The following is a 26,517-nucleotide window of genomic DNA, read 5'->3' on the forward strand; positions in this document are numbered from 1 at the left end:
ACACTTCCGCAGTCCGCACTACGACGCCTCCCGACGAAAGGCGGGCCACCGCGAAAGGAAGCCAGGGCGGAAGCAGGCTATCCCGCTGAGCTTCGCTGCTTCGCGAGCCGTTCGCGTCGCAATTCCACGCGGCGCCGGCGCTGATTTGCCAATGACACGAGGAGCGGTGGAACGTGCACGCCCTGCGCCGCCATCTGGCGGCGCACCTTGCGGCGGGTCATGACGATCAAGACTGTACCCACAAGAAGGAAGAGGAATTGCACACTCAATGCGATGCGGAAGGACGCCAGGCCGTACAGCTCCCCGCCTGAGAAACCGCTGGTGTGGAGAATGTCGAGGATGAGCCCCACCAAGTAGATCGTCAGGAGCGCCGCAACGAAGCCGCCCACGTTGACGATGCCCGTGGCAGTACCGATCCTGTGGGAAGGATTGAATGTCCGGGCAAAATCAAAGCCGATCATGGACCCGGGGCCACCGATAGCGAGAGCGATCACCAACAAGGCAAGCAACCATAAGGGCGCCCGGTTTGGCAGCAGCAGAACCGCACCCCAGGCAAGTGCGGTGGCCGCAGTAATCAGGAGGACCATGGCCGAGCGCCGCATCGGGTGCCTGGCCACGAAGGTTCCAAACAGAGGCCCCACGAGAATGCTGGTGACCACAAAAAGTCCCATCAGGGCGGACACGGTGGCCGCGTTCAGGCCCTGCGCCGACACCAGAAACGGGTAGCCCCAGGACATGGCGAAGACGTTGCCGCTGAACTGGACAGTGAAGTGGCACCAGAGCCCCAAGCGCGTTCCGGGCTGCCGCCACGCACGCGCCAAGGTCACGCCCGTGGCGCGCAGGCCTTGGGCGCTCTCCCGGGGCGGATGACCGGGCGGCACGTCCCTAAGCAAGGCGAGGACAAGGACAACGGCGAGTGCGGACAGGGAACTCAGAGCCAGGAAGGCCGTATTCCATCCCGCGGAATGAAGGACCAGCGCGAACGGCACCACGCTGATCAGCTGGCCGAGCTGGCCCGACATTCCTGTCAGCTGGGTGACGAGCGGAACCCGGGCCGGCGCGAACCAGATTGGCACGAGCCGGATCACGGAGACGAAGGTCATGGCGTCGCCTGCGCCGACGAGCACCCGGCCGAGCACGCCGCCCGGAACAGTCTCGGCATAAGCCAGTTGGAGTTGGCCGAGCCCCATGAGCACGGCCCCGCTTGCAATCATGGCGCGGGAACCGAAGCGGTCAACAAGCAGCCCGACCGGTATCTGGAGGCCGGCGTAGACCAGCAATTGCAGCACGGTGAAGAAGGAAATAGCAGCCGCGCTGGCATGGAATCGCTCAGTCGCTTCAAGTCCGGACACACCAAAGGATGTGCGCTGGGCCACTGCCACCAGATAGGCGAGCACCCCGATCGTCCATATGAGCCAGGCGCGGGGTGCGTTCACCCTTCCATTATGCCCGGGGCTGCATTAAAGCTGCTTTATGGGCGCGCATCTTTACGCGCGAGGTACGCCTCAACCGCGGCGCCCAAGTCCTCGGCGTTGGGCAGCTCGTCGTTCTCGTCAGCGAGCAGGGATCGACGGACGGTCCCCTCGGCTTTGTCGTCATAGCGGGATTCCAGCTTCGACACCACCTGCTGGACGTCCTCGGATGCCTCCACCTGTTCTGCGATCTGCCGGCCCACTTCCCTGCCGGCCTCACGGAGGCGGTCCGTGGGCAGCATCAGGGACGTCGCCGCACCCAGGTATTCAAGACCTGCGACCGCTGCTGGCGGGTACTCCGCATCGGCGAGGTAGTGCGGAACGTGGATAACGTAACCGGCCACTTTGCGCCCGGCTTCGCTCAGCCGCAGTTCGAGAATGTGGCCAATGGCCGAAGGAACGTCGACAGTCGGCTTCCATGTTGAGATCCCTTCGATGAGTTCCGGGCGGTTGCCGTGCACCGTGACGCCCACCGGCCTGGTGTGCGGAACCGGCATGGGGATCGAGTGGATCCACGTCACCAGATTGACCTCGAGTTTTTCCACGATCCCGACGACGGCGCGCGAGAACCGCTCCCACTGGAGGTCGGGTTCAAAACCGGCAAGCAGCAGGAAGGGCTCGCCCAGACCGTCCTTCAGCATGTAAAGCGCCAACTGAGGAGCCTTGTAATCCTCCAAATGGTCCTCGACGAAGCTGATGTGGGGACGGCGCGTGCGGTAGTCAATGAGCTGGTCGGCATCGAAGACGGCCACGGTTTCGACCTCAAGGGTGTCCAGCAGTTCCCGGTTGATCTGGTGGACCACGTGGCCGGCATCGGCAAATCCCGTGAAGCCCATCAGCATGTTGAGCCCCCTGATTTCCGGGCCGTGGAAGAGCTCGGTGTTGCTCGCGTACAGCGACTCAGGGTCAAGGAGTGAGCCGGAAATCCGTTCAAACACGGCGTGTTCCTTTCGCAGTTGCAAATTCTAGGAGGAGCAGGCGGCTGCACACCGCGGCAAGTGCCTTCGGCGGCCGGCCACGCTCCATGTATTGGTACAACGCCCCGGACCGGCTAGGCATTCCTGTCTGCTTGTGTGCTGCAACTCTCACTTAATTGCTATCCGGCGCAACAGACAGACTACGATCGAGACGTGCCGCCATATGCGGACCGAAGCAACCACAAACGTTGTCACAAGCGGACAACCGACGGGTACCAGGGCCGGGCGCCTAACATGCAGCCCGGCCAATCCATGCAGAGAGAAATGAGGACGGATCCTCGTGGTGAAGACTACAGACATCACCCTTGGCACCATCGCCAAGGACCTGAAAAAGTCGCCCAGCGACGCACTCGTGATAGGCATCGGGCAGGGTCCTGACGGACCGGTTCTGCTCGGGAACCCGCTGAGCGCCAAGGCCGCGGAATCCCTCGCCGCCTCACTGGGACTCCTGGGCATCACGGGAGCACCCGATCAGGTTCACCGTCTGCCAGGTCTTCCGGAGACCGGCTCGGGCGTTCTTGTCCTGGCGGGTGTCGGCAAAGTGGCCGACGACGCTCCCCTCGCTGATGAAGCCCTGCGCCGCGCTGCGGGATCCGCCGTCCGCCAACTGGCTGGCCTGTCTTCCGTGACGCTCGCCCTCCCGACGGCGTCCCTCGCCGATGTCGCAGCTGTCGCCGAAGGCGCCGTGCTCGGTTCCTATTCCTACACCGAGCACCGCTCCAGCAAGGACGGCCTCAAGGATCCGGTCGGCAAGGTCCTGATCCACACTGCCCTTGACGGCAAGGAAGTCCAGACCTCGCTTGACCGGGCGTTGCTCGTGGGACGCGCGGTCAACGCCACCCGTACGCTGGTCAACCAGCCGCCAAGCCACCTTTACCCGGAGTCCTTTGCCGAAGCTGCCAAGGAACTGTCCAAGGGACTCCCCGTCAAGGTGACCGTGTGGGACGAGAAGCGCCTTGAGAAAGACGGCTTCGGCGGAATCCTGGGCGTCGGAAAGGGTTCAACCCGCCAACCGCGCCTCGTCAAGGTGGAGTACGCGCCGGCGAAGGCCACCAAGAAGATCGCGCTCGTGGGCAAGGGCATCACATTCGACACTGGCGGCATTTCGATCAAGCCGGCCCTCGGCATGGGCGACATGAAGAGCGATATGGCGGGAGCCGCCGTCGTACTTAATACTGTCTTGGCCGTCGCGGGACTCGGGTTGCCGGTCAAGGTGACCGCTTGGCTCTGCATCGCCGAGAACATGCCGTCCGGCGCTGCACAGCGCCCGGCGGATGTCCTCACGGTCTACGGGGGCAAGACGGTTGAGGTCCTCAACACCGACGCCGAGGGACGCCTGGTCATGGCCGACGGCCTGGTCGCGGCTAGCCTCGAACAGCCGGATGCCATCATCGACGTCGCAACGCTCACCGGTGCACAATTGATCGCCCTCGGCGACCGTACTGCAGGCGTCATGGGCTCGGATGCTGTCACCGGTGCGCTCAAGTCCGCCGCCGACCGCGCAGGCGAGCTCGTCTGGCCGATGCCGCTGCCGGAAGAACTGCGGGCAAGCCTCGATTCGCAAGTGGCGGACATTGCCAACATCGGCGAACGCCACGGCGGAATGATGACCGCGGCCGTTTTCCTGCGCGAGTTCGTCGGCAAGGACGCAGAGGGCAAACAAATCCCCTGGGCACACGTCGACATCGCCGGCCCGTCCTTCAACAACGGAAGCCCTTACGGCTACACGCCCAAGCAAGGCACCGGTTGCACCGTCCGGACGCTGCTCGCCTACGTCGAAGACGTGCTGGCAACCGCCTGAACCAGCCTCCACGTGGGGCCGGTTCATGACCGGCCCCACGGCCCGACGTGAGTCTGGCCACAAGCGCCCCACAAAAGCCTCGGCAGGGTGGAGCATGGATAAGTGGTTCGCTAAGGTGAACCACGGTAGTCACAAATGCAAGAGAACTTCGGTGCTGGCATAATCGCGGCAGTACAAGTTCCAAGACCAGATGACGCGTAGTCGCGTGTCATCGCTCACGCGAGGGAGCGTCCTAGTGGCCGATCAGGCAACTGCGCAAGAATTCGACATCCTGGTACTCGGTGGCGGCAGCGGCGGCTACGCCACGGCTCTGCGTGCCGTTCAGCTTGGTTTCACCGTTGGTCTCGTCGAGAAGGCAAAGCTCGGCGGCACCTGCCTGCACAACGGGTGTATCCCCACCAAGGCACTGCTGCACTCTGCCGAACTGGCCGATCACGCACGCGATTCCGCCAAGTACGGCGTCAACGTCACGTTGGACAGCATCGACATCACCGCCGTGAACGCTTACAAGGACGGAATCGTCGCCGGTAAGTACAAGGGCCTGCAGGGACTCATTAAGTCCAAGGGCATCACGGTCATCGAAGGCGAAGGCAAGCTCCAGGGCACCGACACCGTAGTAGTCAACGGCACTGCGTACAAGGGCAAGAACATCGTTCTCGCCACCGGCTCGTACTCCCGTTCGCTGCCCGGCCTCGAAATCGGCGGCCGCGTCATCACTTCCGACGAAGCGCTGACCATGGACTACATCCCGAAGAGTGTCATCGTCCTCGGCGGCGGCGTCATCGGTGTCGAATTCGCTTCTGTATGGAAGTCCTTCGGCGTCGACGTCACGATCGTTGAAGGCCTCCCTTCCCTGGTTCCCAACGAAGACACCGCCATCGTCAAGAACCTTGAGCGCGCCTTCAAGAAGCGCGGCATCAAGTTCAGCACCGGCGTCTTCTTCCAGGGCGTGGAGCAGGACGACAACGGCGTGAAGGTCACCTTGGTTGACGGCCAGACCTTCGAAGCCGATCTCCTCCTGGTTGCCGTAGGCCGCGGCCCGGTCACCGCCAACCTTGGCTACGAAGAAGCAGGTATCACCCTCGACCGAGGCTTCGTCATCACCAACGAACGCCTGCACACCGGCGTCGGCAACGTCTACGCCGTCGGCGACATCGTCCCCGGCGTCCAGTTGGCCCACCGCGGGTACCAGCAGGGCATCTTCGTCGCCGAAGAGATCGCGGGCCTGAACCCGGTGGTCGTTGAAGACGTGAACGTCCCGAAGGTCACTTTCTGCGAACCTGAAATCGCCACCGTTGGCTACACCGAAAAGGGGGCCAAGGAGAAGTTCGGCGAGGACCAGGTCCAGACCCAGGAATACAACCTGGCCGGCAACGGCAAGAGCTCCATCCTGGGCACCGGCGGTATCGTGAAGGTCGTCCGCCAGAAGGACGGCCCCGTCGTCGGTATCCACATGATCGGCTCCCGCATGGGTGAACAGATCGGCGAAGCACAGCTGATCGTCAACTGGGAAGCACACCCGGAGGACGTGGCTCAGTTCATCCACGCGCACCCGACGCAGAACGAGACCCTGGGCGAAGTCCACCTCGCCCTGGCGGGCAAGCCGCTCCACGGCTAAGTCTTCACGCAAGACACCCGGTCCTCCGCCCGCACGGACTGCGGGCGCAGGACCCCAGCAGGCACCACTCATCCGCACTAAAGATCAATAAGGAGAACGGGGACGACATGTCTGAATCCGTTAACTTGCCCGCCCTTGGTGAAAGCGTCACCGAAGGCACCGTCACTCGCTGGCTCAAGCAGGTTGGTGACCGAGTGGAAGTCGACGAGCCCCTGCTCGAAGTTTCCACCGACAAAGTAGACACTGAAATCCCGTCTCCTATTGCCGGCATCATCGAAGAGATCCTCGTAGCTGAAGACGAGACCGCCGAAGTCGGCGCTCCCTTGGTCCGGATCGGCAGCGGCAGCAATGGCGCAGCAGCTCCCGCAGCAGCACCTGTGGCAGAAGCACCGGCCGCCCCCGCAGCCGAGCCGGCTGCGGCATCCGCAGCAGCTCCTGCCGCCGCATCGGGCCACGATGTGACCCTCCCGGCCCTCGGCGAAAGTGTCACCGAAGGCACGGTAACCCGCTGGCTCAAGGCCGTCGGCGACACCGTCGAGGTCGACGAGCCCCTCCTCGAGGTGTCCACCGACAAGGTCGACACCGAAATCCCCTCCCCTGTTGCCGGTACCCTGCTGGAAATCCGCGTCAACGAAGACGACACCGCTGAAGTCGGATCAGTCCTGGCCGTCATCGGCTCCGGCGCCCCCGCCGCCGCTGCACCGGCACCCGAAGCTGCTCCCGCACCAGCCGCAGCCGCTCCGGCCGCCGCCCCCGCTTCTGCTGCCCCCGCGCCCGTTGTTGAGGCAGTACCGGCAGCAGCACCCGCCGCCCCGCCAGCTCCGGCCCCGGTTGCCGAGTCCGCAGCAGCCGCAGCTCCGGCCCCGGTCACAACAGAATCCGGATACGTCACCCCCCTCGTCCGCAAGCTTGCCAACCAGAACGGTGTCGACATCACCACCGTGACGGGCACCGGCGTCGGCGGCCGGATCCGGAAGCAGGACGTGCTCGCCGCGGCCGAGGCAAAGAAGGCAGCAGCTGCCGCTCCCGCGCCGGCCTCCGCAGCTCCTGCGGCCCCCAGCAAGCCTGCCGCCGCTCCCGTGGTTGCCTCTTCGCTGCGCGGGACCGTGGAAAAGGCTCCGCGCATCCGCCAGGTCATCGCCCGCCGCATGCGCGAGTCACTCGAAACCTCCACGCAGCTGACCCAGGTGCACGAGGTCGACATGACCAAGATCGCCAAGCTCCGGCTCAAGGCCAAGGGTTCCTTCGAAGCCCAGAACGGCGTCAAGCTCACGTTCCTACCGTTCATCGCCAAGGCCGTCGCTGAAGCACTGAAGCAGCACCCCAAGCTGAACGCTGCCTACGACGAAGCCAAGCAGGAAATCACCTACCACAACGCGGAACACCTCGCGATTGCTGTAGACACGGACAAGGGCCTCCTGGTCCCGGTTATTTCCGACGCCGGCAACCTGAACCTTGCAGGCCTGGCCAGCAAGATCGCCGACGTCGCCGGCCGCACCCGCCAGGGAAAGATCGGTCCTGACGAGCTGTCCGGCGGCACCTTCAGCATCACCAACATCGGTTCTGTGGGCGCCCTGTTCGACACGCCGATCATCAACCAGCCGCAGGTGGGAATCCTCGGCACCGGTGCCATTGTCAAGCGCCCGGTGGTGGTTGCCGACGAGAACGGCGATGACTCGATCGCCATCCGCTCCATGATGTACCTGTCCCTGACGTACGACCACCGCTTGGTTGACGGCGCCGACGCCGGCCGTTTCCTGCAGACCCTCAAGGCCCGCCTTGAGGAAGGTTCCTTCGAAGCTGACCTGGGTCTCTGATTCCAGTCATGACGTAGCGTCGAACCGCCTAACGGCGCGGATCACGACGACGGGGCAGGCTCCGGTGGGAAACCGCCGGAGCCTGCCCCGCTTTGTGCTCGCACTTTGCTCCGTGGCTTTGCTACGGCACGTAGAAGATTCTGGCTAAGCTGGAGCCATGAGTATTCTCTTCAACGTCCTGCTGTTCTTGCACATCGTCGGCGCAGCCATGATTGTGGGCTTCTGGATCGCCACCATGAAGCAGCCGACCGTCCACCCACGTCAGCGGGATGGCGCATTCGTGCAGCTGATCACCGGCATTGCCATGATGGGAATCCTGCCCATGCTGCCCAATGCCCACCCTGATTACTTCAAACTCGGTATCAAGTTCGCCATCGGCCTCGCCGTGGCCGTGCTCGCCGTCATTGGCTCGCGCAAGGTCAAGAAAGGCGAACCGGTCTCCACCGGCCTGGCACATGGCGTCGGCGGACTGGCCTTGATCAACATCGCCATCGCCACGATCTGGCAGTAGTTCCCGATCGATAAGCGGCCGTCTGGACCCACCGTCCAGGCGGCCGTTGCCGTTTGGCCGTGGCGGTCACAATCCTCTGAGAGCGGACAAGCGCTGCGCCGCCGTCGTCGAATCCTTAGGATTGAACCCGGTGGCATCCGGCATCCGGATGCCAATTCGCAACGACGCTGAGGAGTGGACATGGCTACAACACGCACCGCACACACCGTATGGAACGGCAACCTGATCGAAGGCGCCGGCAACACCACGCTGGACAGCTCCGGACTCGGAAACTTCGACGTCACTTGGAAGGCCCGCGCGGAGTCCGCAGAGGGTAAGACCAGCCCGGAAGAGTTGATTGCTGCAGCACACTCGGCATGCTTCTCGATGGCCTTCAGCAACGGCGTGGCAGGCGCAGGCTTCACCCCCGAAGAGGTCAACACCAAGGCCGACGTCACATTCCAGCCAGGTGTTGGCATCACCGGCGTCCACCTCACTGTGAGCGCACGCATCCCGGGTGTCTCCGAGGAAGAATTCCAGCGCCTGGCCGAAGACGCCAAGGTGAACTGCCCGGTCTCACAGGCACTCCGAGCAACCCCGATCACGCTGGAAGCCTCTTTGGCTTCCTAGCACTAAGCGCGAAAGGCCCCGCCAACTCCCCGTCTCAGGGGTTGGCGGGGCCTTTCGCGTTTGCCGATCCAGGGCCTTTGCCAGGCGGGTTGGTTCAGCCCTGTTGCGGCCTGGCGGGCAGTGCGCCCGGACGGACCTTACGGTAGCCTTCGCGCAGCGGAGGCCGGTCAGTGGGCAATTCCTGGACCATTTCCTTGAGCGCGCCGATCCCGTACTCCAACTGGGGATCCATGCCCGCTGCGTAAGCGTGCGGCGGGAACACTACTTCGATGTCGGGCTCAACCCCGAAGTTCTCCACGCTCCAGCCGATGCCGCCGGAGAACCACGTGGCATAACGCGGCTGGGTCACACCCGTGCCGTCAGCCAAGGAGAAGCGGTTGTCGATGCCCACAACGCCACCCCAAGTCCGCGTGCCGATGACGGGGCCGATGCCGCGGAGCTTGGACACCTGCGTGATGATGTCGCCGTCGGAGCCCGCGAATTCGTCGGCGAGGATAATGACCGGTCCCCGCGGAGCGTGTTGGGGGTACGTTCGTGCCTTTTCGCCCCGGGGCATGCTCCAACCCGTGACCTTGCGGCCGATCAGCTCAGCCACCAGTTGAGACGTGTGGCCGCCGCGGTTGCGCCTGACATCAACAATCAACCCGTCCAGGGCGGTCTCGGTATCGAGATCCCTGTGAAGCTGTGCCCAGCCATTGGCCATCATGTCCGGCACGTGCAGGTAGCCGAACTTTCCATCCGAGGCCTCGCGTACGGTACGCCGGTTGGCATGTATCCATTCCTGGTACCGCAGGCGTTCCTCGTCCTTCACCGGAACCACGGCAATACGCCGCTGCCGACCGGCCGCGTCCCCGTGTCCATCTCCATTGAGGAGCGTGAGTTCCACGGTGCGGCCAGCAGCGCCCACCAGTTGTTTTGCAGGAGTGCGGTCCGCTGAAAGCCCGACGCCGTCAATCGCCAAGACGACGTCGCCCACCTTCGCGTCGGCTCCGGGTCGCGTCAACGGCGAGTTGGACAGGGGGTCTGAGGAGTCTCCCGCGAGGATGCGCGTGATCTTCCAGCCAGCCTCCGTGAACTTAAGATCGGCACCGAGTCGGCCCTGTCCGTTGCTTCCGGGTTCACCCGCAGCCGCCGGACGTACATAGGCGTGGGAGGTGCCGAGTTCGCCATGGAGTTCCCACAGGAGGTCCACCAGGTCGTCGTGCGATCCCAGGCGTTCGACGACGGGACGGTACAGGCGGTGCACCCCTTCCCAGTCCTGGCCGGCCATGTCCTCGGTCCAGAAGAAGTCCCGCTGCAGCCGCCATGCTTCGTCGAACGCTTGCCCCCACACAGCCAGCGGATCCATGATGACCCGGATTCGGTTGAGTTCAACGTTGACGCGCTCACTTGAGTCATCATCAACCTTGGTGTCCGAGGGCACGGCAATAACATGCTTGTCGTTGACGAAGACCAGTTTCTTGCCGTCGCCCGACACCCGGTAGCGCTCAACCGCCGAAGCCAAGGTGACCTGCTTTTGCTTCGAAAGCTCGTAGCGGACCAAAGCGGGAGCCGGTGCCTTGTCCTGCACCTTCCCCCGGCCCTCCCCTGTAACACCTGAAAGCGGGGTGTCGAACCACAACAGCGCCTCGCCGGCTGCAGAAAGATCCGAGTAGTTGCCTTGCGGGACCGGGACGCCGATGACGCGCAGTGCCAGGCCATCAAGGTCCACCCGGACACGGACAGTCGAACCCGCACCGTCCTTCGCGCCGCCCGTCGCACCGTCCTTCGCATCGGCCGTCGTCTCTGCGGCAGCCTCGGCCTCCTCAAACAGGTCTACGACCGGCCCGAAGGGAGAGGGAGTGCCCGCCGCGAGAGCCACGAGGTACGGCTTGATCGGGCTGGGGAAGGACAAATCGAAGGCGTGGCCGTCGTAGACGGGATCAAAACTGCGATTCGACAGGAACGCCAGGAACTTGCCGTCGGGGGTGAATGCCGGTGATTCGTCACAGAAACGGCCGTCGGTGACATCCACAATGTCTTCCGGGCTGGCTGTATTGACCATCCGCAGCTTGCTCCGCGACCCAAACGACGTCACAGGTTCGGACCACGCAAGCCATTGTGAGTCCGGCGACCACGCGAGTCGGTCAATGCTGCCATCCCCCACGCTCACAACCAGCGACAAAGTGCCGCTGTCCGTGTCGGCAAGGTAGACGTCACCGAATGCTGTACCGACAGCAAGCCGTCGGCCGTCAGGGCTGGCCTCAAGGGCGCTTGGGCGGGCTGCCCTGGGGAAGTCGATCCGCTGGAAATCAACCCGCAGCTCGTCCGCCTGGCCCCCCGGAACGACGTCGAACGCTGCTGTGCTGCCCTCTGAAGCCGGAGCGGCTTCCGTGTGCGGCTTCGCATGCCGAACCGCGGGCACCACCGGCTGTCCCGCGATGGCTGACGCCGAGACGGGGCGGGGCAATTGATCGGCGCCGGCCTCGTCGGATGCGGGCGGCACGTCGGTTCCGGGCGCCACTGTGGCGGCGTCCTGGACCGGGGCTGCGAGGGCCGGTCGCGGGACACGCGGGGCGATTCTTTTGATGTAAATGGAGTCGACGCCGTCGTGGTCCGCCACATAGGCGATACGACCGTCGATGAGGGGCCGCGGAAGCCTTGCCCGCACGCCGGGAGTCGCTTCGACCACCCGCGACGGCCCGTCCTTGTGGCGCAGCCAATGGATGGTTCCGTGGGATTCCACCGCGCTGGCCGAACCAGAGGCATTCGGGAACACTTCGCCCAAGTGGGCGGCTACCTTCAGTGGTGCCGGCTGGCGCGACTGCGATGCCGAGCCGAGCGTAATGTCGACCCGTACCGCCTCTGCATCGGCCTCGAGCGTCGGCAGGATCCACAACTCGCCGGCCGATTCGAAGATGACCCGCTTGCCGTCGCTCGCAGCGTGCCGGACATAGAAATCTTCATGATCGGTGTGCCGGCGCAGATTGGTTCCGTCGGGCTGCACGGAGTAGAGATTTCCGTAACCCTCGTGGTCCGAAAGGAAGGCAATCCGGCCACCTACCCACAGCGGGTCCGCGAGATTCCCGTCGAGTTCGGGGACCATGCGGGCAAACTCTCCGTTCCCGTCGGCGTCGATCCACAGCTTTCCAGCTGTACCGCCGCGATACCGTTTCCACCAAGCGGGCTCGCGGGAGAGCACGCTGGCGAGGACAACGGGACGCTCATCTCCCACTTCCGGACCGAACACCAGCGATTCCACCGGACCGAAGGGAAGTTCGACGGCGGGGCCGCCGTCAAGCGGCAAGGCGTAGGCGTGGGTGTGCCGCCCCTCGGCCTGTTCGAAAGCGGAGGTGACCACAACGTCGCCCTGGGAGGTGAATCCTTTGACCCGGGTAGTGCTGTGGCCAAAGTAGCTCAACTGCCGGTACCCGCCGCCGTCGACCTCTGCTGTCACCACCTCGGGAGCCGCGCCGACGATCGTCGTCCAGACAAGCCGCTTGCCGTCCGGGCTGAAGCGCGGATTGCGTGCGGGCAACTGCTGGGCTGAAATCCGCCACGCGCGGCCTCCGGCCACGGGCGCGATCCAAACGTCGTCTTCGGCCACGAAGGTGAGTAGATCACCATGCAAATGCGGGAAACGGAAGTAGCTGGAGGAGGTCATTGTTCGATCATAGTCAAACGAGAAGCAAGCTCCCTGAGGCCTGCCGGAGTGCCGAAGTGACGCTCGCCATGATGTGATGAGGCATGCGAATCGTGATTTCGGGTGCATCGGGATTTATCGGAACCGCGCTGACCGAGCGTCTTCTTAGCAAGGGGCACGATATCGTCCGGCTAGTTCGCCGCCCACCAACAGGAACCGGCGAGGCACAGTGGGGTCCTGGAGCGGGGCAATTGGACGAGGCGGTCCTGGACGGTGCAGACGCGGTGGTGAATCTCTCCGGGGCAGGCATCGGGGACCGTCGCTGGACCAAAGCACGTGTGCAGGAAATCATCGACTCACGCCTGCGGTCAACTAAAACACTCACGGCTGCGATGGGACGGCTTGGAACTCCGCCCGGAACGTTTCTGAGCCAGTCGGCGTCGGGTTATTACGGCTCGTCCCGTGCCGGTATGCTCCGCGAGGAAGCGGGACCGGGCAAGGGCATGCTAGCCACCCTGTGCGTTGATTGGGAGGCTGCCGCCCGCACGGCCCCTGCGGGGGTGCGGGTCGTGACCCCGCGCACCGGCGTAGTCCTCAGCCCTGACGGCGGGGCGCTCGGGCCACTTCTGCCGTTGTTGAAGTTGGGCGTGGGTGGTCCGCTAGGAAATGGCAGGCAATACTGGCCATGGATTTCCTTGGTGGATGAAGTCTCCGCTTTCGAATACCTGCTCGACTCTCCCCTCGAGGGTCCCGTCAATGTCTGCGCCCCCGAAAGTGCCGACGTCAACGCGATCGTTGCCCAGCTGGCGGCAGCGCTCCACCGGCCCGCGTTCCTCCGCGTACCTGCTCCGGCGTTGCGCCTCGTGTTAGGCGGCCATCTGGCAGAGGAACTGGTTCTTGCCAACCAGCGCATGGAACCGGCCAAGCTCATGGCCGCCGGCTTTGACTGGCAGCACCCCGCACTGGCTGACGCGGCCCGATGGGTGGCAAGCGGCGGCAACTGATGACCCTTTTCCACTCACGTCTGCCTGGCCAGGATCTCGGCGATCTTCCACCCCTCGCCGTCCCGCAAAAGGACCACCCTGAGTTCCTGGGGTTTGCCGGCGGGACGCACATGGACCACTTGCCCACTGGCGTCCCGTTCTTCATATGCCGAGGTCTCCAGCGTGACGGCAACCGTCGCGCGGTCCCGGCCGGCAGCACCTTCCACGCCCGTGCTGATCAAGGTGGTGGAGAAACCCGAAAGAACGACGCCGGCCCTCTCCAGTCCGTCCCTGATTTTGCCGTCGGCAACAGCTGCCGCAGAGCCCTCCACGTTGATGTATTCCAGTAGTTCAAACTTGCCGATACTGAACGCCCTGTCCCGGAGGGCCGATAGTCCCCTGATGGCTTCCTCGGGGTTTTGGGAGCGGATCTGCACTTGTAGGGCGGCGGGAACGCCGTCGAGGGCGGTACCCATGTGTCTGGGTTCATCCCGCCCCGACGCCTGTGCCGGCCTCTGCGCTTGCTGCGCAGCTCCCGGTCCTCGATCACCCGTCCACCACACCGCGGTTGCTGATCCGGCCGCCACCAGTGTCCCGAGAGCGAGCACGATGGGCGCCGCCCGCCGTCGTGCGGAAACGAGCGCAGCTGCCGGCCGGCCTGTTCGCCCTCCCCATGGCGAGCGAAAGCGGCCGAAAAATGCCTTGATGGGGGTCCGTTTCGCGCGAGGACGAGAAGCCCGACGCCGGGTCAGCAGTTCCGGAACAACCGTCGCGTGCACCGCATCCGAAAGGTCCACAGCCGCCGGGGCCGCGCTCCGGTAGATGGCGATACCAAGTTCCGCCGCGGAAGGCCTTTGCTGCCCCTCTGGATGAAGTCCGGCCTCGATGGCAGCGGCGAGGGCAGCGGGGACTGCCGGCACCAGGAGCGTCAGCGGTGGCCTGCGGGCCGCACTGTCCGGGGCGGAGCCGGTGAGGCAATACCAGCCAAGGGCGGCAAGGGCGTAGGTATCTCGCTCAGGGTGGAGTTCCGCAGCCCCACTGACCATCGGTCCCGGATCCGCGAAGCCGGGCGTTCCGGAATCCGGGACGCCGGCACCATCCCCCACCATGCGCGAAACCCCCAGATCCGACAAAAGCGGTTTCCCCTGGGCAGTGAAAAGCACGTTCCCGGATGAAACGTCGGAATGCGTCATGCCCTGGTGGTGCAGATAGGCCAAAGCCTGCGCGAGGGGAGTCAGGATAGTCACTGTCTCCCCCACGCTGAGGCGCCCCCTGCTGGAGAGCAACTGCCCCAGCGAACCCCCGGGAGCGTAATCCATGACCAAGCCCAGGCCGCCGTCGAACGCCCCTCCCAATTGGACGACGCCACGCACCTTGACAAGATGCTTGTGGTCCAGCCGCGACAGAAGGTGCAGCTCGCGAAGCATGGAAGACTCGGCGTCGCCCGGGTCCCGCATCTCTGGTATCCGGGGAAAGCATTTCACGGCGAAGCTGCTCCCCGAACGCATCTCCGTGGCGAGCCATACCGTGGCGCTTCCGCCGCGGCCAAGCTCACGGACGGGCACAAAGCCGGGAATCACAGGTTCGGCAGGGTTGGTCTCCTTGGAGCGCATGGCGCCCGAGTCGTCCTGACCACCCGTGCCGGGCGCAAAATTCTCCATGCCTCAACAGATACCGGATTTCCCGGATTGACGCAGAAGTTATCCACAGGCAGGGTGGCCGACGTCGCACGACCTAGCCGAGTACAACTGAGAGCTTGGCCACAAAATCATGGCCTTCGTCCAGCGGGGTCTAAGCTTGTCCCCATGACTCTTGAGTTTTCACAGCTGGGTCTTGCCCCGGATTTCGTTGACTATATGCAGGGCTGGGAAATCCAGCGCGAACTCCACAACAAAGTTGTTGTCGGCGAGAAACCCAGCACCGTCCTGCTCCTCGAGCATGCGGCGGTCTACACGGCAGGCAAGCTCACGGAGGACCACGAGCGTCCTTTTGACGGCACTCCCGTTGTCCCTGTTGATCGGGGTGGCAAACTGACTTGGCACGGGCCGGGTCAGCTGATTGCCTACCCCATCCTCAAACTGAAAAACCGCGCCGGCATCCGTGACTACGTCGAGCGTCTCGAAGAGGTCATGATCGCGATCATGGAGGAGTACGGGATCAAAGCCAGCCGGGTCAAGGGCCGGGCGGGCGTCTGGGTCCTGGCAGATGACAAGGGTCCGGACCGCAAGATCGCCGCGATCGGCATCCGCGTCCTGGACGGCGTCACCATGCACGGCGTGGCCATCAACTGCAGCAACGATCTCGCGCCTTACGCGCAGATCATCGCATGCGGCATCACGGATGCCAGTGTCACCACCATGTCCATCGAGACCGGGCGGACCATCAACCCCGCCGACATTGCTGAGCGCTTCAAGGAAGAGTTCCGCAAGCACGAAGAAGCACTCGTATCCAGCCCCGAAGGAGCAATCCAGTGACCCTGGCACCTGAAGGCCGTAGGCTGCTGCGCGTTGAACAGCGCAACAAAGCCGTCCCGGTCGAACGCAAGCCCGAGTGGATCAAGGCCAAGGTCCAGATGGGCCCGGAATTCGTGGGCCTGAAGAACCTCGTGAAAAAAGAAGGCCTGCACACCGTCTGCGAGGAAGCCGGCTGCCCGAACATCTTCGAATGCTGGGAAGACAAGGAAGCAACCTTCCTGATCGGCGGCTCCGAATGCACCCGCCGCTGCGACTTCTGCCAGATCGACACCGGCAAACCCTCCCCCGTGGACATGTTCGAACCCACCAAGGTCGCCCGCTCCGTCCAGGCCATGGCCCTCCGCTACGCCACCGTCACCGGCGTCGCCCGGGACGACCTCGCCGACGAGGGCGTCTGGCTCTACGCCGAAACCGTGCGCAAGATCCACGAACTGAACCCCGGCACCGGGGTGGAACTGCTCATCCCGGACTTCTCCGGCAAACCCGAACACATCAGCGCGATCTGCGACTCCGCCCCCGAGGTCTTCGCGCACAACGTCGAGACCGTGCCCCGGATCTTCAAGCGCATCCGCCCCGCGTTCCGCTACGACCGCTCCCTGGACGTCATCACCCAGGGCCGGGACGCCGGCATGGTCACCAAATCCAACCTGATCCTGGGCATGGGCGAAACCCGGGCCGAAATCTCCGAAGCCCTTACCGACCTGCACGCCGCGGGCTGCGACCTGATCACCATCACCCAGTACCTGCGCCCCTCCGAACGGCACCTGCCCGTGGACCGCTGGGTCAAACCCCAGGAATTCGTCGAGCTCGCCGCCGAAGCCGAGGACATCGGCTTCCTCGGCGTCATGTCCGGACCCCTGGTCCGCTCCTCCTACCGCGCCGGACGCCTCTGGGCCACCGCGATGCGCAAAAAAGGCCGCGACATCCCCACCCACCTGGCCCACATCGCCGACGGCATCCAGGACTCCGGCACCACCCGCCAGGAAGCCAGCACCCTCCTCGCACACCACGCTTAGCACCCGAGCAAAGCACGGTCGAGGACCGGACCCCGGACAAATCCGGCGTCCGGTCCTTTGGCATAAATCACGTAGAATTAAGGCACTATGGCGAAATCCCCTGATTCCAGCAACTCGACAACATCGGCTGCCGACGCTCCCAAGCGCGGCTTGTTTTCCCGCAAGCCCAAGGAAGCCAAGGCCAAGAAGCCGAGCCAGCTGAAGCAGATCGGCGAGGTCTTCAAGATGACCCGCCGCAATGACCCCACCGTTGTGTGGCTCATGCTGCTGGCTTTCCTGGGTGTCGTTGCCGTCAGCCTCGTCGTCGGTCTCCTCCTGAACAACTGGGTCACGGGCCTGATCATCGGCATTCCCCTGGGCCTGCTGGCAGCGGTCTTCATCCTCTCGCGCCGCGCGGAGCGGGCAGCCTTTGCGCAGATCGAAAACCAGCCTGGAGCCTCAGGTGCGGCTCTGGGAACCCTGCGCCGCGGCTGGATCACGGAAGACCAGCCGGTCGCCGTCAACCCGCGCACCCAGGACGCGGTCTTCCGCGCCATCGGCCGCCCCGGCGTCGTACTGGTCAGCGAAGGACCTTCGCACCGCGTCAAGCCGCTGGTTGACGCCGAGCGCAAGAAGCTCGCACGTATCCTGCCGAATGTGACGGTCCACGTGATCGAAAGCGGTCGCGGCGAGGGCCAGGTGCCAATCAGCCAGATTGCAAAGACCATGAACAAATACAAGAACGAGCTCACGAAGGTTGAGGTCAGTGCCGTGAGCAAGCGGATCTCCTCGCTCGGCAACCGTCTGTCGATCCCGAAGGGCATCGACCCGTACAAGGCACGCCCGGACCGCAAGGCAGCCCGCGGACGCTAAACACGACAGACAAAGAACCGCCCGGTTCCCGGACTTATCCAGGAACCGGGCGGTTCTTTGTCTGCAGAAAGTTACATCCGGATGAGAATCGTGTTCATGGCTTTGTCATGGAGGCCGCGCTGATCGGGATCAAAGACAACCGCGGGAATCACGAGGCACAGGAGAAGCGTCCTTACCACGGCGGCCAAAGGCCCTGCCGGCCCTCCACCGAGCCGCACCACGTGTATGCCCGCAACCCGGTGTCCGATGCTGTAGCCGAGCGTACCGATGAGAAGTATCTGTTCCACCGCAAAGACTGCGAGGGTTGCCCACTGGTTGCCGCCGAAGGCAAAGTTGCTGATCGCCAAGGCAATGACCCAGTCGATGCAGATCGCCAGGATACGGCGGCCGGCCCGGGCGATAGAGCCGGGGCCGGACTCGGGCAACCCGAGCCGCTCTCCCGGGTACTTGGAGATTCCGGACGTATCCGGCCCTGTGAGCCATGAACCAATGTCTTTTCGATCTACCACTGTTCAAGCTTACGGCTTCGCCATTGCATGCCCGACGGCGGGTGGTGGCGCCCGGCGGGACGTTCGCCGCGTTCACAAGGAAACAGACACACGGAAGAAAGACATAGACTGGCACTGCAGTGGACCAGTAGCGTTTACACGGCAGGCAGTTCTGTAACCTGCACGAAACAATACTGACACTCCGGGGAAATCCCATTTCCCTATGGTTGGAGAAGTTGCTAGCCGCCGACGCAGGGACACTTTTTTGTTTCCCTGCCTTCGGTTTGCGCTGGATCAGACGGCCTGAAGGCCTGTTACCTGTTATGCGATAGGAGCATAGATGTTCAAGACTGCGGACGAAGTCCTCAAGTTCATCAAAGACGAAGACGTAAAGTTCGTCGATATCCGCTTCACCGATCTTCCGGGCGTCCAGCAGCACTTCAATGTGCCGGCCAAGAGCGTCGACGCTGACTTCTTTGTCAACGGTCAGCTCTTTGACGGATCTTCCATCCGCGGTTTCCAGGGCATCGCCGAGTCCGACATGCAGCTCATCCCGGACGTCACCACGGCCTTCATCGACGCTTTCCGCGTCGAGAAGACCCTCGCTCTGAACTTCTCCATCGTGAACCCGCGCACTGGCGACCCGTACCACCGCGACCCGCGCGGCGTGGCCGAAAAGGCCGAAGCCTACCTGGCCTCCACCGGCATTGCGGACACGGCATTCTTTGCTCCCGAAGCTGAGTTCTACGTCTTCGACAATGTCCAGTTCGAGTCCTCCCCCCAGGGTTCCTTCTACAAGGTCGACTCGATTGAAGCCCCTTGGAACACGAGCCGCGAAGAAGAAGGCGGAAACCTCGGTTACAAGACCCCCTTCAAGGGCGGTTACTTCCCGGTATCCCCGGTTGACCACCAGGCTGACCTCCGCGACGCCATGTGCCTCGCCCTGGATGAAGCAGGCCTCGAAGTCGAGCGCTCCCACCACGAAGTCGGCGCCGCAGGCCAGGCCGAGATCAACTACAGGTTCACGACGCTGGTGCACGCTGCCGACGACCTGCAGAAGTTCAAGTACGTCGTCAAGAACACCGCGTGGGAGTTCGGCAAGTCGGTAACCTTCATGCCGAAGCCGATTTTCGGTGACAACGGCTCGGGTATGCACTGCCACCAGTCCCTGTGGAGCAACGGCGATCCGCTGTTCTACGACGAGAAGGGCTACGCCGGCCTGTCCGACACCGCACGCTGGTACATCGGCGGTCTGCTGAAGCACTCCTCGGCTGTGCTCGCCTTCACCAACCCGACGGTCAACTCCTACCGCCGTCTGGTCAAGGGCTTCGAAGCTCCGGTCAACATGGTCTACTCGCAGGGCAACCGCTCCGCCGGTATCCGCATCCCGATCACGGGCTCCAACCCGAAGGCCAAGCGCATCGAGTTCCGCGCCCCGGACGCCGCTTCCAACCCATACCTGGCGTTCGCTGCCCAGCTGATGGCTGGAATCGACGGCATCCGCAACCGCATCGAGCCCCCGGCGCCGATCGACAAGGACCTGTACGAGCTGCCCGCCGAGGAAGCCAAGGACATTCCCAAGGCTCCGGGTTCCCTTGAGGAAGCACTGGCCGCGCTGGCTGAGGACAACGAGTTCCTGCAGGCCGGCGGCGTCTTCACCCAGGACCTGATCGACACCTGGATTGAGTACAAGTACGAGAACGAGATCCGTCCGCTTTCCCTGCGCCCGAACCCGTACGAGTTCGAGCTCTACTACGGCGTCTAAGTAACACCGCAAAAAGCATAAGAAGGGGTCATGGGCAAGCGCCCATGACCCCTTCGGCGTTAACGTTCGCAGGGTAATTCCCACAAGAAAACAGGACCCGAAGAAGCCTGTCGCCGCAGTAAAGGTAGTGGTACGTTCAGCGTGATCAGGATGTCTCAGGCGAGTCCTCGCTCATCCAGCTCCTGACGCAACTTCTGAAAGCAGAGGCAAACGATGACAACACTAATGATCTTCCATGAGGTCGACGACGTTGAGCACTGGCTCCGCTCACCGAAGCGGGAAGAAATCTTCGGACCCCTGGGCTTCACAGTTCGAACGTTCATCGACCCAGGAAAAACCAACCGCGTTGGTTTGATCGTCGAAGTCCCGGACATGGAAACGTTCCAGCGAATGATGGAGTCCGAGGCTGCGGCCGACGCGATGAAATTCGACGGCGTGCGCCCGGAAACAATCGTGACGCTCGTCGAGTCCTAGGTACCGCTCAGTCGCCGAAACCCCTGTACATCGTCCATTGCGGCCCGACTGAGCCACCCAGGTACCTGCCAGTCTCGGCGAAGCCCGCCTTTGCGTATGCGGCTTTGCCGGCAGGATTGCGCTCGTTGACAGAGAGCACGACGCCGGCCTGGCCGCCACCGAGCCTCGCCGTCAGCTTGACCGCTTCCCGGGCAGCTGCGGCTGCAGCCTGGGTGCCCAAGCCTCTCCCTTGGTGCCGCCGGTCGATCAGGAACCCTCGCAAAAGCCAGGCGGAATCGTCGTCAGGCCAACCTGCCAGGGTTGCTGCACCGGCCTGCAAAGTGAAGACTCCGACGGCGGCACCGTCCGCTTCGATCACATATGGCAGGCGGCTTTCGTCCTCCAGGCCCATGAGCATCATCTTGAAAGGGTCGCCGACGAAGTCTTCCTGCCCCGCGGCCAATTCCATACCCGCGATGTCGCCGAGTTTGATGGCTCGGGCGTCGTCGTCGAGATTCTTCAAGGGAATGAGCCACACCGTTTCAAGCATCTTTCGAGCTTAGCTGTCCCGGCGCTGCGCCCGGCGACGCGAACCTGAGATCACTGGCCGTAGAAGTCCTTTACAAACACGGCCCGGGTCCGTCGGCTTAGGCGCAGGTAATCCTCTTCGAACACTGCAGCTTGGCCAGGAGCGTAACCACACCACCGGGCAACAGCCTCCAGGTCCCGCCGGGAAGCAGGGAGGAGATCAGAGGCACGCCCGGTGCAGACCACATTCGCGGATCGGATACGGCTCGCGAGCCGCCACGCTTCACGGAGCAACACGATGTCGCTCTTGTCGATCAGGCCCAACGACTCAATCGCGTCGAGGGCCTGCAGGGTGGAAGTGGTCCGGAGCTGCGGATGCTCGCCTGCGTGCTGGAGCTGCAGCAGCTGCACAAGCCATTCGACGTCGCTGAGTCCGCCCCTGCCCAGCTTCACATGCCTCGCGGGATCGGCCCCCCTGGGGAGCCGTTCGGACTCGACCCGCGCCTTGACCCGCCGGATCTCCCGCACATCCGTCTCGTCGAGATTCTTCGGGTAACGGATGGGGTTGATGAGCCAGAGGAATTCCGCTGCCAATTCGTCGTCGCCGGCCATGGGTTGGGCCCGCAGCAGCGCCTGGGCTTCCCAGATAAGGGACCACCGGCGGTAATACTCGGCATAGGACTCCAGGGAACGGACCATGGCGCCGCTCTTCCCTTCGGGGCGAAGATCGGCGTCAACCGTCAGGACCCGCTCCGCCAGGATGGCCGGCTTGAGGGGCTGGGTCAGCAGGGTGGAAATGTGACCAACAATGGCAAGCGCCTGATGCTGGGCTTCGGATTCACTCGCTCCGGGAAGGGCGCGATGAACGTACATGACGTCTGCGTCCGAGCCGTAGCCGATCTCGCGTCCGCCTTGCCTGCCCATGGCAACCACCAGGACCTGCGTCTTGAGAGGCCCCTCTGAGCCTACGATGGCTTCCGCGACGTGCAGGGCGCCTAGAACCGCCGCACGGTCGGCGTCGGCCAATGCCGTACCCACTGCATCCTGTTCCAGGAGGCCGGAACTGTCCGCGATGGCAATACGGAGGATCTCCCGGCGCCGGATAAGCCTGATGAGCCGCATTGCATTCTCGGGATCCGCATGCCGTGACATCTTGGATTGGATTTCCTGCCACTGAGCTTCGAAGCTGAGGGGCATGAGTTCCTTGTCCGCACCAAGCCAGGCAACGGATTCCGGGGAAACCTCCAGGAGGTCCGCGATCAGCCGTGAATTGGAAAGCACGTGGCATAGACGCTCGGCTGCCGCTTGGGAATCCCGGAGCATTCCGAGATACCAATGGGTGGTTCCGAGGGCTTCGCTGACACGACGGAAGGCGAGCAGGCCGGCGTCGGGGTCTACTCCTTCGGCGAGCCAGCCGAGCAGGATGGGAAGCAGTTGCCGCTGCAAGGCGGCGCGGCGACTGACTCCCGCCGTGAGAGCCTCTATGTGGCGCATGGCGCCCTGCGGGTCGCGGTAGCCAAGCGCCGCCAGACGGCCTTGTGCGGCTTCAGGGGTGAGCCGCGCATCCTCGCTGCTCAACTTCGCGGCAGTGTTGAGTAGGGGCCGGTAGAAGATTCGGTCGTGCAGTTCCCGAACGGACCGCTTGGTCTTCTGCCAGGTTTCGATCAGGGCATCAGGGTGGGGCCTGCCCGTGGAAAACGGGCCAAGGACGGCCTTGGCGAGGAAACGCAGCGATTCCTGGCTAGTAGGCATGAGGTGCGTGCGACGCATCTGGAACAACTGGATCCGGTGCTCAAGAACCCGCAGATAGCGGTAGGCCGCGTCGAATGCTGCGGCATCGACCCGGCCAATGTAGCCGCCTGCGGACAGGGCGGAGATTGCCGACGTCGTATCCCGGCAACGGAGCGTTTCGTCGGACTTTCCGTGGACGAGTTGCAGGAGCTGCACGGTGAACTCGACATCCCGCAGCCCGCCGGGACCGAGCTTGATCTGGCGCTGTTCCTCCGCCGGGGCAATGTTGTTGGTGACCCTGCGGCGCATCGCCTGCACGGATTCCACGAAGCCTTCTCTGCCCGCCGAAGCCCACACGAGGGGCTGGACGGCTTGCTCGTACCGTGCCCCGAGGTCCTTGTCACCCGCGATGGTCCTGGCTTTGAGAAGTGCCTGGAATTCCCAGCTTTCTGCCCATTTCGCGTAATAGCTCAAGTGCGAGGGAAGCGTCCTGACCAGCGGACCCGACTTTCCTTCAGGCCGCAGGTTCGCGTCGACCTCCCACAGCCCGGGTTCGGGCGCAGTAGAGGAAATCGCGCGGGAGATGCCGGCGGCGAGGACCGTACCGATGGTCGCGGCCTCGGAGTCCTCCAGGTCCGGCGCCTCGATCACGTAGATGACGTCGACGTCGGAAATGTAGTTGAGCTCGCGGGCACCGCATTTGCCCATGCCAATGACGGCCAGCCCGACGCCGGCGATATCGGCGGCGTCGAAAGCCGCCGCGGCTTCCGTCCGGGCCACCGCCAGGGCGGCCTCTATCGCCGCACCGGCGAGGTCTGCCAGTTCGGCGCCGACGGCGGGCATGAAGTCCTGGGGGCTGGCGGCGCAGAGGTCCTTGATGGCCAGTTCGGTCAATCCCCGCCGGTAGGCCGTCCTAAGAGCGGTGTATGCGGCCGGTCCCGATATTCCCGCGACGGGCCGGGGAGAGTTGGGGTCCGCTTTGACCGAACGGAGAAGTTTCGTCCGCAGTTCACCGGCGTCGGCAGACAACGGCTCGGGGCTGACGCGGACATCGAAGACGTCCAGGTGTTCCGGATGCCTGATGAGGAACTCCCCCAGGGCCTCGGATGCCCCCAGCAGGCGGTATAGCGGTTCGCTGCGATCCTGGTGCTCCCCCGCGAGTTGTTTGAGTGAGGGGTGCTTCTCAATGAGGCGGACAAGCGACTGGAGAGCGGTGTCCGGGTTGGCGCTGAGGTGCAACCCGGCAAAAATTGTCTCTTGGTCGATGCCGTCGAGTTCACGGGCGGCAAGAAACCGTTCACCCTTCTCAAGGTCGCTGAAACCGGCCGAGATGAGCCGGCGGGCCAGGCTCACACCCACAGCCTAGAGAATGCCGAGGTTGCGCTTGAGCTCGTAGGGTGTGACCTGGAGCCGGTAGTCCTGCCATTCCGCACGCTTGTTGCGCAGGAAGTGGTCAAAGACTTGCTCGCCAAGGATGTCCGCCACCAGCTCTGAATCTTCCATGGCGCGGATGGCATCATGGAGGCTCGCCGGCAGCGGGGTGTGGCCCATCGCTCTGCGTTCGGCCGAAGTCAGCGACCAAACGTCGTCCTCCGCGGCAGCCGGAAGTTCGTAGCCTTCCTCGATGCCCTTGAGCCCGGCGCCCAGCAACACGGCGTACGCCAGGTAAGGGTTGGTGGCAGAGTCGATCCCGCGGTATTCGATCCGCGCGGACTGGCCTTTGCCCGGCTTGTAGAGCGGCACACGAACCAGTGCGGAGCGGTTGTTGTGTCCCCAGCTCAGGTAGCTCGGGGCTTCGCCGCCACCCCAGAGACGCTTGTAGGAATTCACGAATTGGTTGGTGACGGCCGTGAATTCCGGGGCGTGCCGGAGGATGCCGGCAATGAACTGGCGTGCGGTCTTGGACAGCTGGAATTCGGCGCCGGCTTCGTAGAAGGCGTTGGTGTCACCCTCGAACAGTGAGAAGTGCGTGTGCATGCCGGAGCCCGGGTGATCCGTGAAGGGCTTGGGCATGAACGTTGCATACGTGCCCTGCTGCAGGGCCACCTCCTTGATGACCGTGCGGAAGGTCATGATGTTGTCCGCAGTCTGGAGGGCGTCCGCGTAGCGGAGATCGATCTCATTCTGGCCGGGACCGCCCTCGTGGTGGCTGAACTCCACCGAAATGCCCACGGATTCAAGCATGGTCACGGCAGTGCGGCGGAAATCCTGTGCCACGCCACCGGGTACGTGGTCGAAGTAGCCGCCCTCGTCAACGGGAACAGGGACGCCGTTGGGGTCAAGATCCTGGGACTTCAGGAGGTAGAACTCGATCTCGGGATGCGTGTAGCAGGTGAACCCCATGTCCGCAGCTTTGGCAAGGGTGCGCTTGAGTACGTTCCGGGGATCGGCAGCGGACGGCTCGCCGTCGGGGGTCAGGATGTCACAGAACATTCTGGAGGTCTGCTCAGTCTCACCGCGCCAGGGCAAGATCTGGAACGTCGAGGGATCTGGCTGGGCCAGCATGTCCGATTCGAACACCCGGGCGAGGCCTTCGATGGCCGAGCCATCAAAACCCAGGCCTTCTTCGAAGGCGCCTTCCACTTCTGCAGGGGCCAGTGCCACTGATTTCAGGGAACCGACGACGTCGGTAAACCACAAGCGTACGAAGCGCACGTCACGCTCTTCGATAGTTCGCAGAACGAACTCTTGCTGGCGGTCCATGGGGCCTCATTTCCGGGTCAACGTCCATGCCGCGGGTTCGAGGGTTCGAAGCCGACGGCAACTCAGCATTCACTCTACTAAGCATTGGCCCGGAATGGCTGCACCCCCGGTTCGCGTAACACAGCGTTTACAAATGTGGCGCTCCTCATGCGCCGGTGGCTAGGACGGTCCGTACCGCATACGCTCTATTCATGGCCCCAAGCAACAGTTCCGATTCCAGCATGCCCGCCGATGTTCCTGCTCCTTACGGAACCGGGCCTGCTGCTGCAGGTCCAGCGGCTGCTTCCGCGCCGAAGGCTCCTGCCAGGATCCGGACGCACCACCTTCAACAAGCCAAGGCCAAGGGTGAGCGCTTTGCGATGTTGACCGCCTACGAGCAGTACACGGCTGAAATCTTCGATCAGGCCGGCATCGAGGTCCTGCTGATTGGCGATTCGGCTTCCAACAATGTCTTCGGAAACGAAACCAGCCTCCCCGTAACGGTCGATGAACTCCTCCCGCTTTGCCGAGCGGTGGCCCGGTCCGCCAAGCGTGCTCTGGTAGTGGCCGACCTTCCCTTCGGCAGCTACGAAGTCTCGCCGGAGCAGGCAGTGGCAACAGGTGTTCGTTTCCTGAAGGAAGGGCTGGCTCACGCCGTCAAGATCGAGGGGGGCGCTTTCTACGCGGGAACAGTCCGGGCCATGGTCCAGGCAGGCATTCCCGTCATGGCGCACATCGGCTTCACACCCCAGAGCGAACATTCGTTGGGCGGCTACCGCGTCCAAGGCCGGGGCGACGACGCCGCCCGCTTGGTCGAAGACGCAGTTGCCCTGGCCAACGCCGGAGCGTTCTGTGTGCTCATGGAGATGGTCCCCGCGGAAACTGCAGCCGCCGTCGACGCCGCCATTGAAGTGCCAACCATCGGGATCGGCGCCGGCAATGCAACTACTGGCCAGGTGCTGGTATGGCAGGACATGGCCGGTCTGCGTGGCGGAAAGATGGCCAAGTTCGTCAAGCAATACGCTGATCTGCGCACCACACTCAGCGACGCGGCCAAGGCGTACGCCGACGACGTCAGGTCCGGCCAGTTCCCCGGCCCGGAACACTCTTTCTGACGG

General features: G+C 63.7%; 20 protein-coding genes. 12 read left to right on the top strand and 8 right to left on the bottom strand.

Annotated elements, in window-relative coordinates:
* Positions 1-77: 77 nt before the first annotated feature.
* Together OW521_RS03015 and OW521_RS03020 are read right to left on the bottom strand one after the other, a co-directional pair.
* Positions 78-1,436: an MFS transporter gene (locus OW521_RS03015; RefSeq protein WP_268022827.1), complete on the bottom strand. Its 1,359-nt coding sequence runs from the start codon at positions 1,434-1,436 to the stop codon at positions 78-80.
* A 35-nt stretch (positions 1,437-1,471) separates the two neighbouring features.
* On the bottom strand, positions 1,472-2,410 hold the full coding sequence (locus tag OW521_RS03020) for a proteasome assembly chaperone family protein (protein WP_268022829.1): 939 nt from the start codon (positions 2,408-2,410) through the stop codon (positions 1,472-1,474).
* A gap of 319 nt (positions 2,411-2,729) precedes the next feature.
* On the opposite strand from OW521_RS03020, the gene OW521_RS03025 reads away from it, so the two are divergent.
* The 5 genes from OW521_RS03025 to OW521_RS03045 all read left to right on the top strand — a co-directional run bounded on the left by OW521_RS03025 (position 2,730) and on the right by OW521_RS03045 (position 8,805).
* On the top strand, positions 2,730-4,250 hold the full coding sequence (locus OW521_RS03025) for a leucyl aminopeptidase (protein ID WP_268022831.1): 1,521 nt from the start codon (positions 2,730-2,732) through the stop codon (positions 4,248-4,250).
* Between the two features lie 235 nt (positions 4,251-4,485).
* Positions 4,486-5,868, top strand: coding sequence for a dihydrolipoyl dehydrogenase (gene lpdA, locus OW521_RS03030; protein WP_268022833.1), 1,383 nt, complete (start codon positions 4,486-4,488; stop codon positions 5,866-5,868).
* 107 nt (positions 5,869-5,975) lie between these two features.
* A complete protein-coding gene (gene sucB / locus OW521_RS03035; RefSeq protein WP_268022834.1) occupies positions 5,976-7,685 on the top strand; it encodes a 2-oxoglutarate dehydrogenase, E2 component, dihydrolipoamide succinyltransferase in 1,710 nt (569 codons plus the stop codon).
* Positions 7,686-7,842: 157 nt separating this feature from the next.
* Positions 7,843-8,196 (top strand): hypothetical protein, encoded by a 354-nt coding sequence (locus tag OW521_RS03040; protein ID WP_265979002.1) that lies wholly within the window; start codon positions 7,843-7,845, stop codon positions 8,194-8,196.
* A 180-nt stretch (positions 8,197-8,376) separates the two neighbouring features.
* Positions 8,377-8,805 (top strand): OsmC family protein, encoded by a 429-nt coding sequence (locus OW521_RS03045; protein ID WP_268022836.1) that lies wholly within the window; start codon positions 8,377-8,379, stop codon positions 8,803-8,805.
* A gap of 94 nt (positions 8,806-8,899) precedes the next feature.
* Here the strand turns inward: OW521_RS03045 and OW521_RS03050 are convergent, their stop codons facing one another.
* Entirely contained in the window at positions 8,900-12,448 is a 3,549-nt protein-coding gene (locus tag OW521_RS03050; RefSeq protein ID WP_268022837.1) for a S41 family peptidase, read from the bottom strand.
* Positions 12,449-12,531: 83 nt separating this feature from the next.
* Between OW521_RS03050 and OW521_RS03055 the strand changes: the two genes are divergently transcribed.
* The gene (locus OW521_RS03055) at positions 12,532-13,431 is read left to right on the top strand and encodes a TIGR01777 family oxidoreductase (RefSeq protein WP_268022838.1); all 900 of its coding nucleotides are present in this window, start codon (positions 12,532-12,534) and stop codon (positions 13,429-13,431) included.
* Positions 13,432-13,445: 14 nt separating this feature from the next.
* On the opposite strand, the gene OW521_RS03060 is transcribed toward OW521_RS03055, so the two are convergent.
* Entirely contained in the window at positions 13,446-15,071 is a 1,626-nt protein-coding gene (locus OW521_RS03060) for a serine/threonine protein kinase (RefSeq protein ID WP_268022840.1), read from the bottom strand.
* Positions 15,072-15,215: 144 nt separating this feature from the next.
* Here OW521_RS03060 and lipB point away from each other — a divergent pair, with 144 nt between their 5' ends.
* The 3 genes from lipB to OW521_RS03075 all read left to right on the top strand — a co-directional run bounded on the left by lipB (position 15,216) and on the right by OW521_RS03075 (position 17,752).
* Positions 15,216-15,884 (top strand): lipoyl(octanoyl) transferase LipB, encoded by a 669-nt coding sequence (gene lipB, locus OW521_RS03065; RefSeq protein ID WP_268022841.1) that lies wholly within the window; start codon positions 15,216-15,218, stop codon positions 15,882-15,884.
* Positions 15,881-16,900 carry a lipoyl synthase gene (lipA, locus tag OW521_RS03070; protein ID WP_268022842.1) on the top strand — a complete coding sequence of 340 codons (1,020 nt, stop codon included), beginning with the start codon at positions 15,881-15,883 and terminating at the stop codon, positions 16,898-16,900. Before lipB ends, lipA begins: the two co-directional genes overlap by 4 nt.
* 87 nt (positions 16,901-16,987) lie before the next feature.
* Entirely contained in the window at positions 16,988-17,752 is a 765-nt protein-coding gene (locus OW521_RS03075; protein WP_268022844.1) for a DUF4191 domain-containing protein, read from the top strand.
* A 71-nt stretch (positions 17,753-17,823) separates the two neighbouring features.
* Here the strand turns inward: OW521_RS03075 and OW521_RS03080 are convergent, their stop codons facing one another.
* Positions 17,824-18,261 carry an RDD family protein gene (locus OW521_RS03080; RefSeq protein ID WP_268022847.1) on the bottom strand — a complete coding sequence of 146 codons (438 nt, stop codon included), beginning with the start codon at positions 18,259-18,261 and terminating at the stop codon, positions 17,824-17,826.
* 319 nt (positions 18,262-18,580) lie between these two features.
* Here OW521_RS03080 and glnA (OW521_RS03085) point away from each other — a divergent pair, with 319 nt between their 5' ends.
* Both glnA (OW521_RS03085) and OW521_RS03090 read left to right on the top strand, forming a co-directional pair.
* Positions 18,581-20,005, top strand: coding sequence for a type I glutamate--ammonia ligase (gene glnA, locus OW521_RS03085; RefSeq protein ID WP_268022849.1), 1,425 nt, complete (start codon positions 18,581-18,583; stop codon positions 20,003-20,005).
* Positions 20,006-20,218: 213 nt separating this feature from the next.
* Complete coding sequence (locus tag OW521_RS03090) at positions 20,219-20,479, top strand: hypothetical protein (protein WP_268022851.1); 261 nt, start codon at positions 20,219-20,221, stop codon at positions 20,477-20,479.
* A 7-nt stretch (positions 20,480-20,486) separates the two neighbouring features.
* Here OW521_RS03090 and OW521_RS03095 read toward each other — a convergent pair whose 3' ends face one another.
* Genes OW521_RS03095 through glnA (OW521_RS03105) form a run of 3 tightly spaced genes read right to left on the bottom strand, consistent with a single transcriptional unit; the run spans position 20,487 to position 25,420 of the window.
* Positions 20,487-21,008: a GNAT family N-acetyltransferase gene (locus OW521_RS03095; RefSeq protein WP_268022853.1), complete on the bottom strand. Its 522-nt coding sequence runs from the start codon at positions 21,006-21,008 to the stop codon at positions 20,487-20,489.
* A 50-nt stretch (positions 21,009-21,058) separates the two neighbouring features.
* Positions 21,059-24,070 carry a bifunctional [glutamine synthetase] adenylyltransferase/[glutamine synthetase]-adenylyl-L-tyrosine phosphorylase gene (locus OW521_RS03100; protein ID WP_268022855.1) on the bottom strand — a complete coding sequence of 1,004 codons (3,012 nt, stop codon included), beginning with the start codon at positions 24,068-24,070 and terminating at the stop codon, positions 21,059-21,061.
* 9 nt (positions 24,071-24,079) lie between these two features.
* Positions 24,080-25,420, bottom strand: coding sequence for a type I glutamate--ammonia ligase (gene glnA / locus OW521_RS03105; RefSeq protein ID WP_268022857.1), 1,341 nt, complete (start codon positions 25,418-25,420; stop codon positions 24,080-24,082).
* 191 nt (positions 25,421-25,611) lie between these two features.
* On the opposite strand from glnA (OW521_RS03105), the gene panB reads away from it, so the two are divergent.
* Positions 25,612-26,514, top strand: a complete 903-nt coding sequence (panB, locus tag OW521_RS03110) for a 3-methyl-2-oxobutanoate hydroxymethyltransferase (protein WP_268022859.1) — start codon at positions 25,612-25,614, stop codon at positions 26,512-26,514.
* The last annotated feature ends 3 nt before the right edge of the window (positions 26,515-26,517 follow it).

Source organism: Arthrobacter sp. MMS18-M83 (assembly GCF_026683955.1).
In the GTDB taxonomy this organism is placed as follows: domain Bacteria; phylum Actinomycetota; class Actinomycetes; order Actinomycetales; family Micrococcaceae; genus Arthrobacter.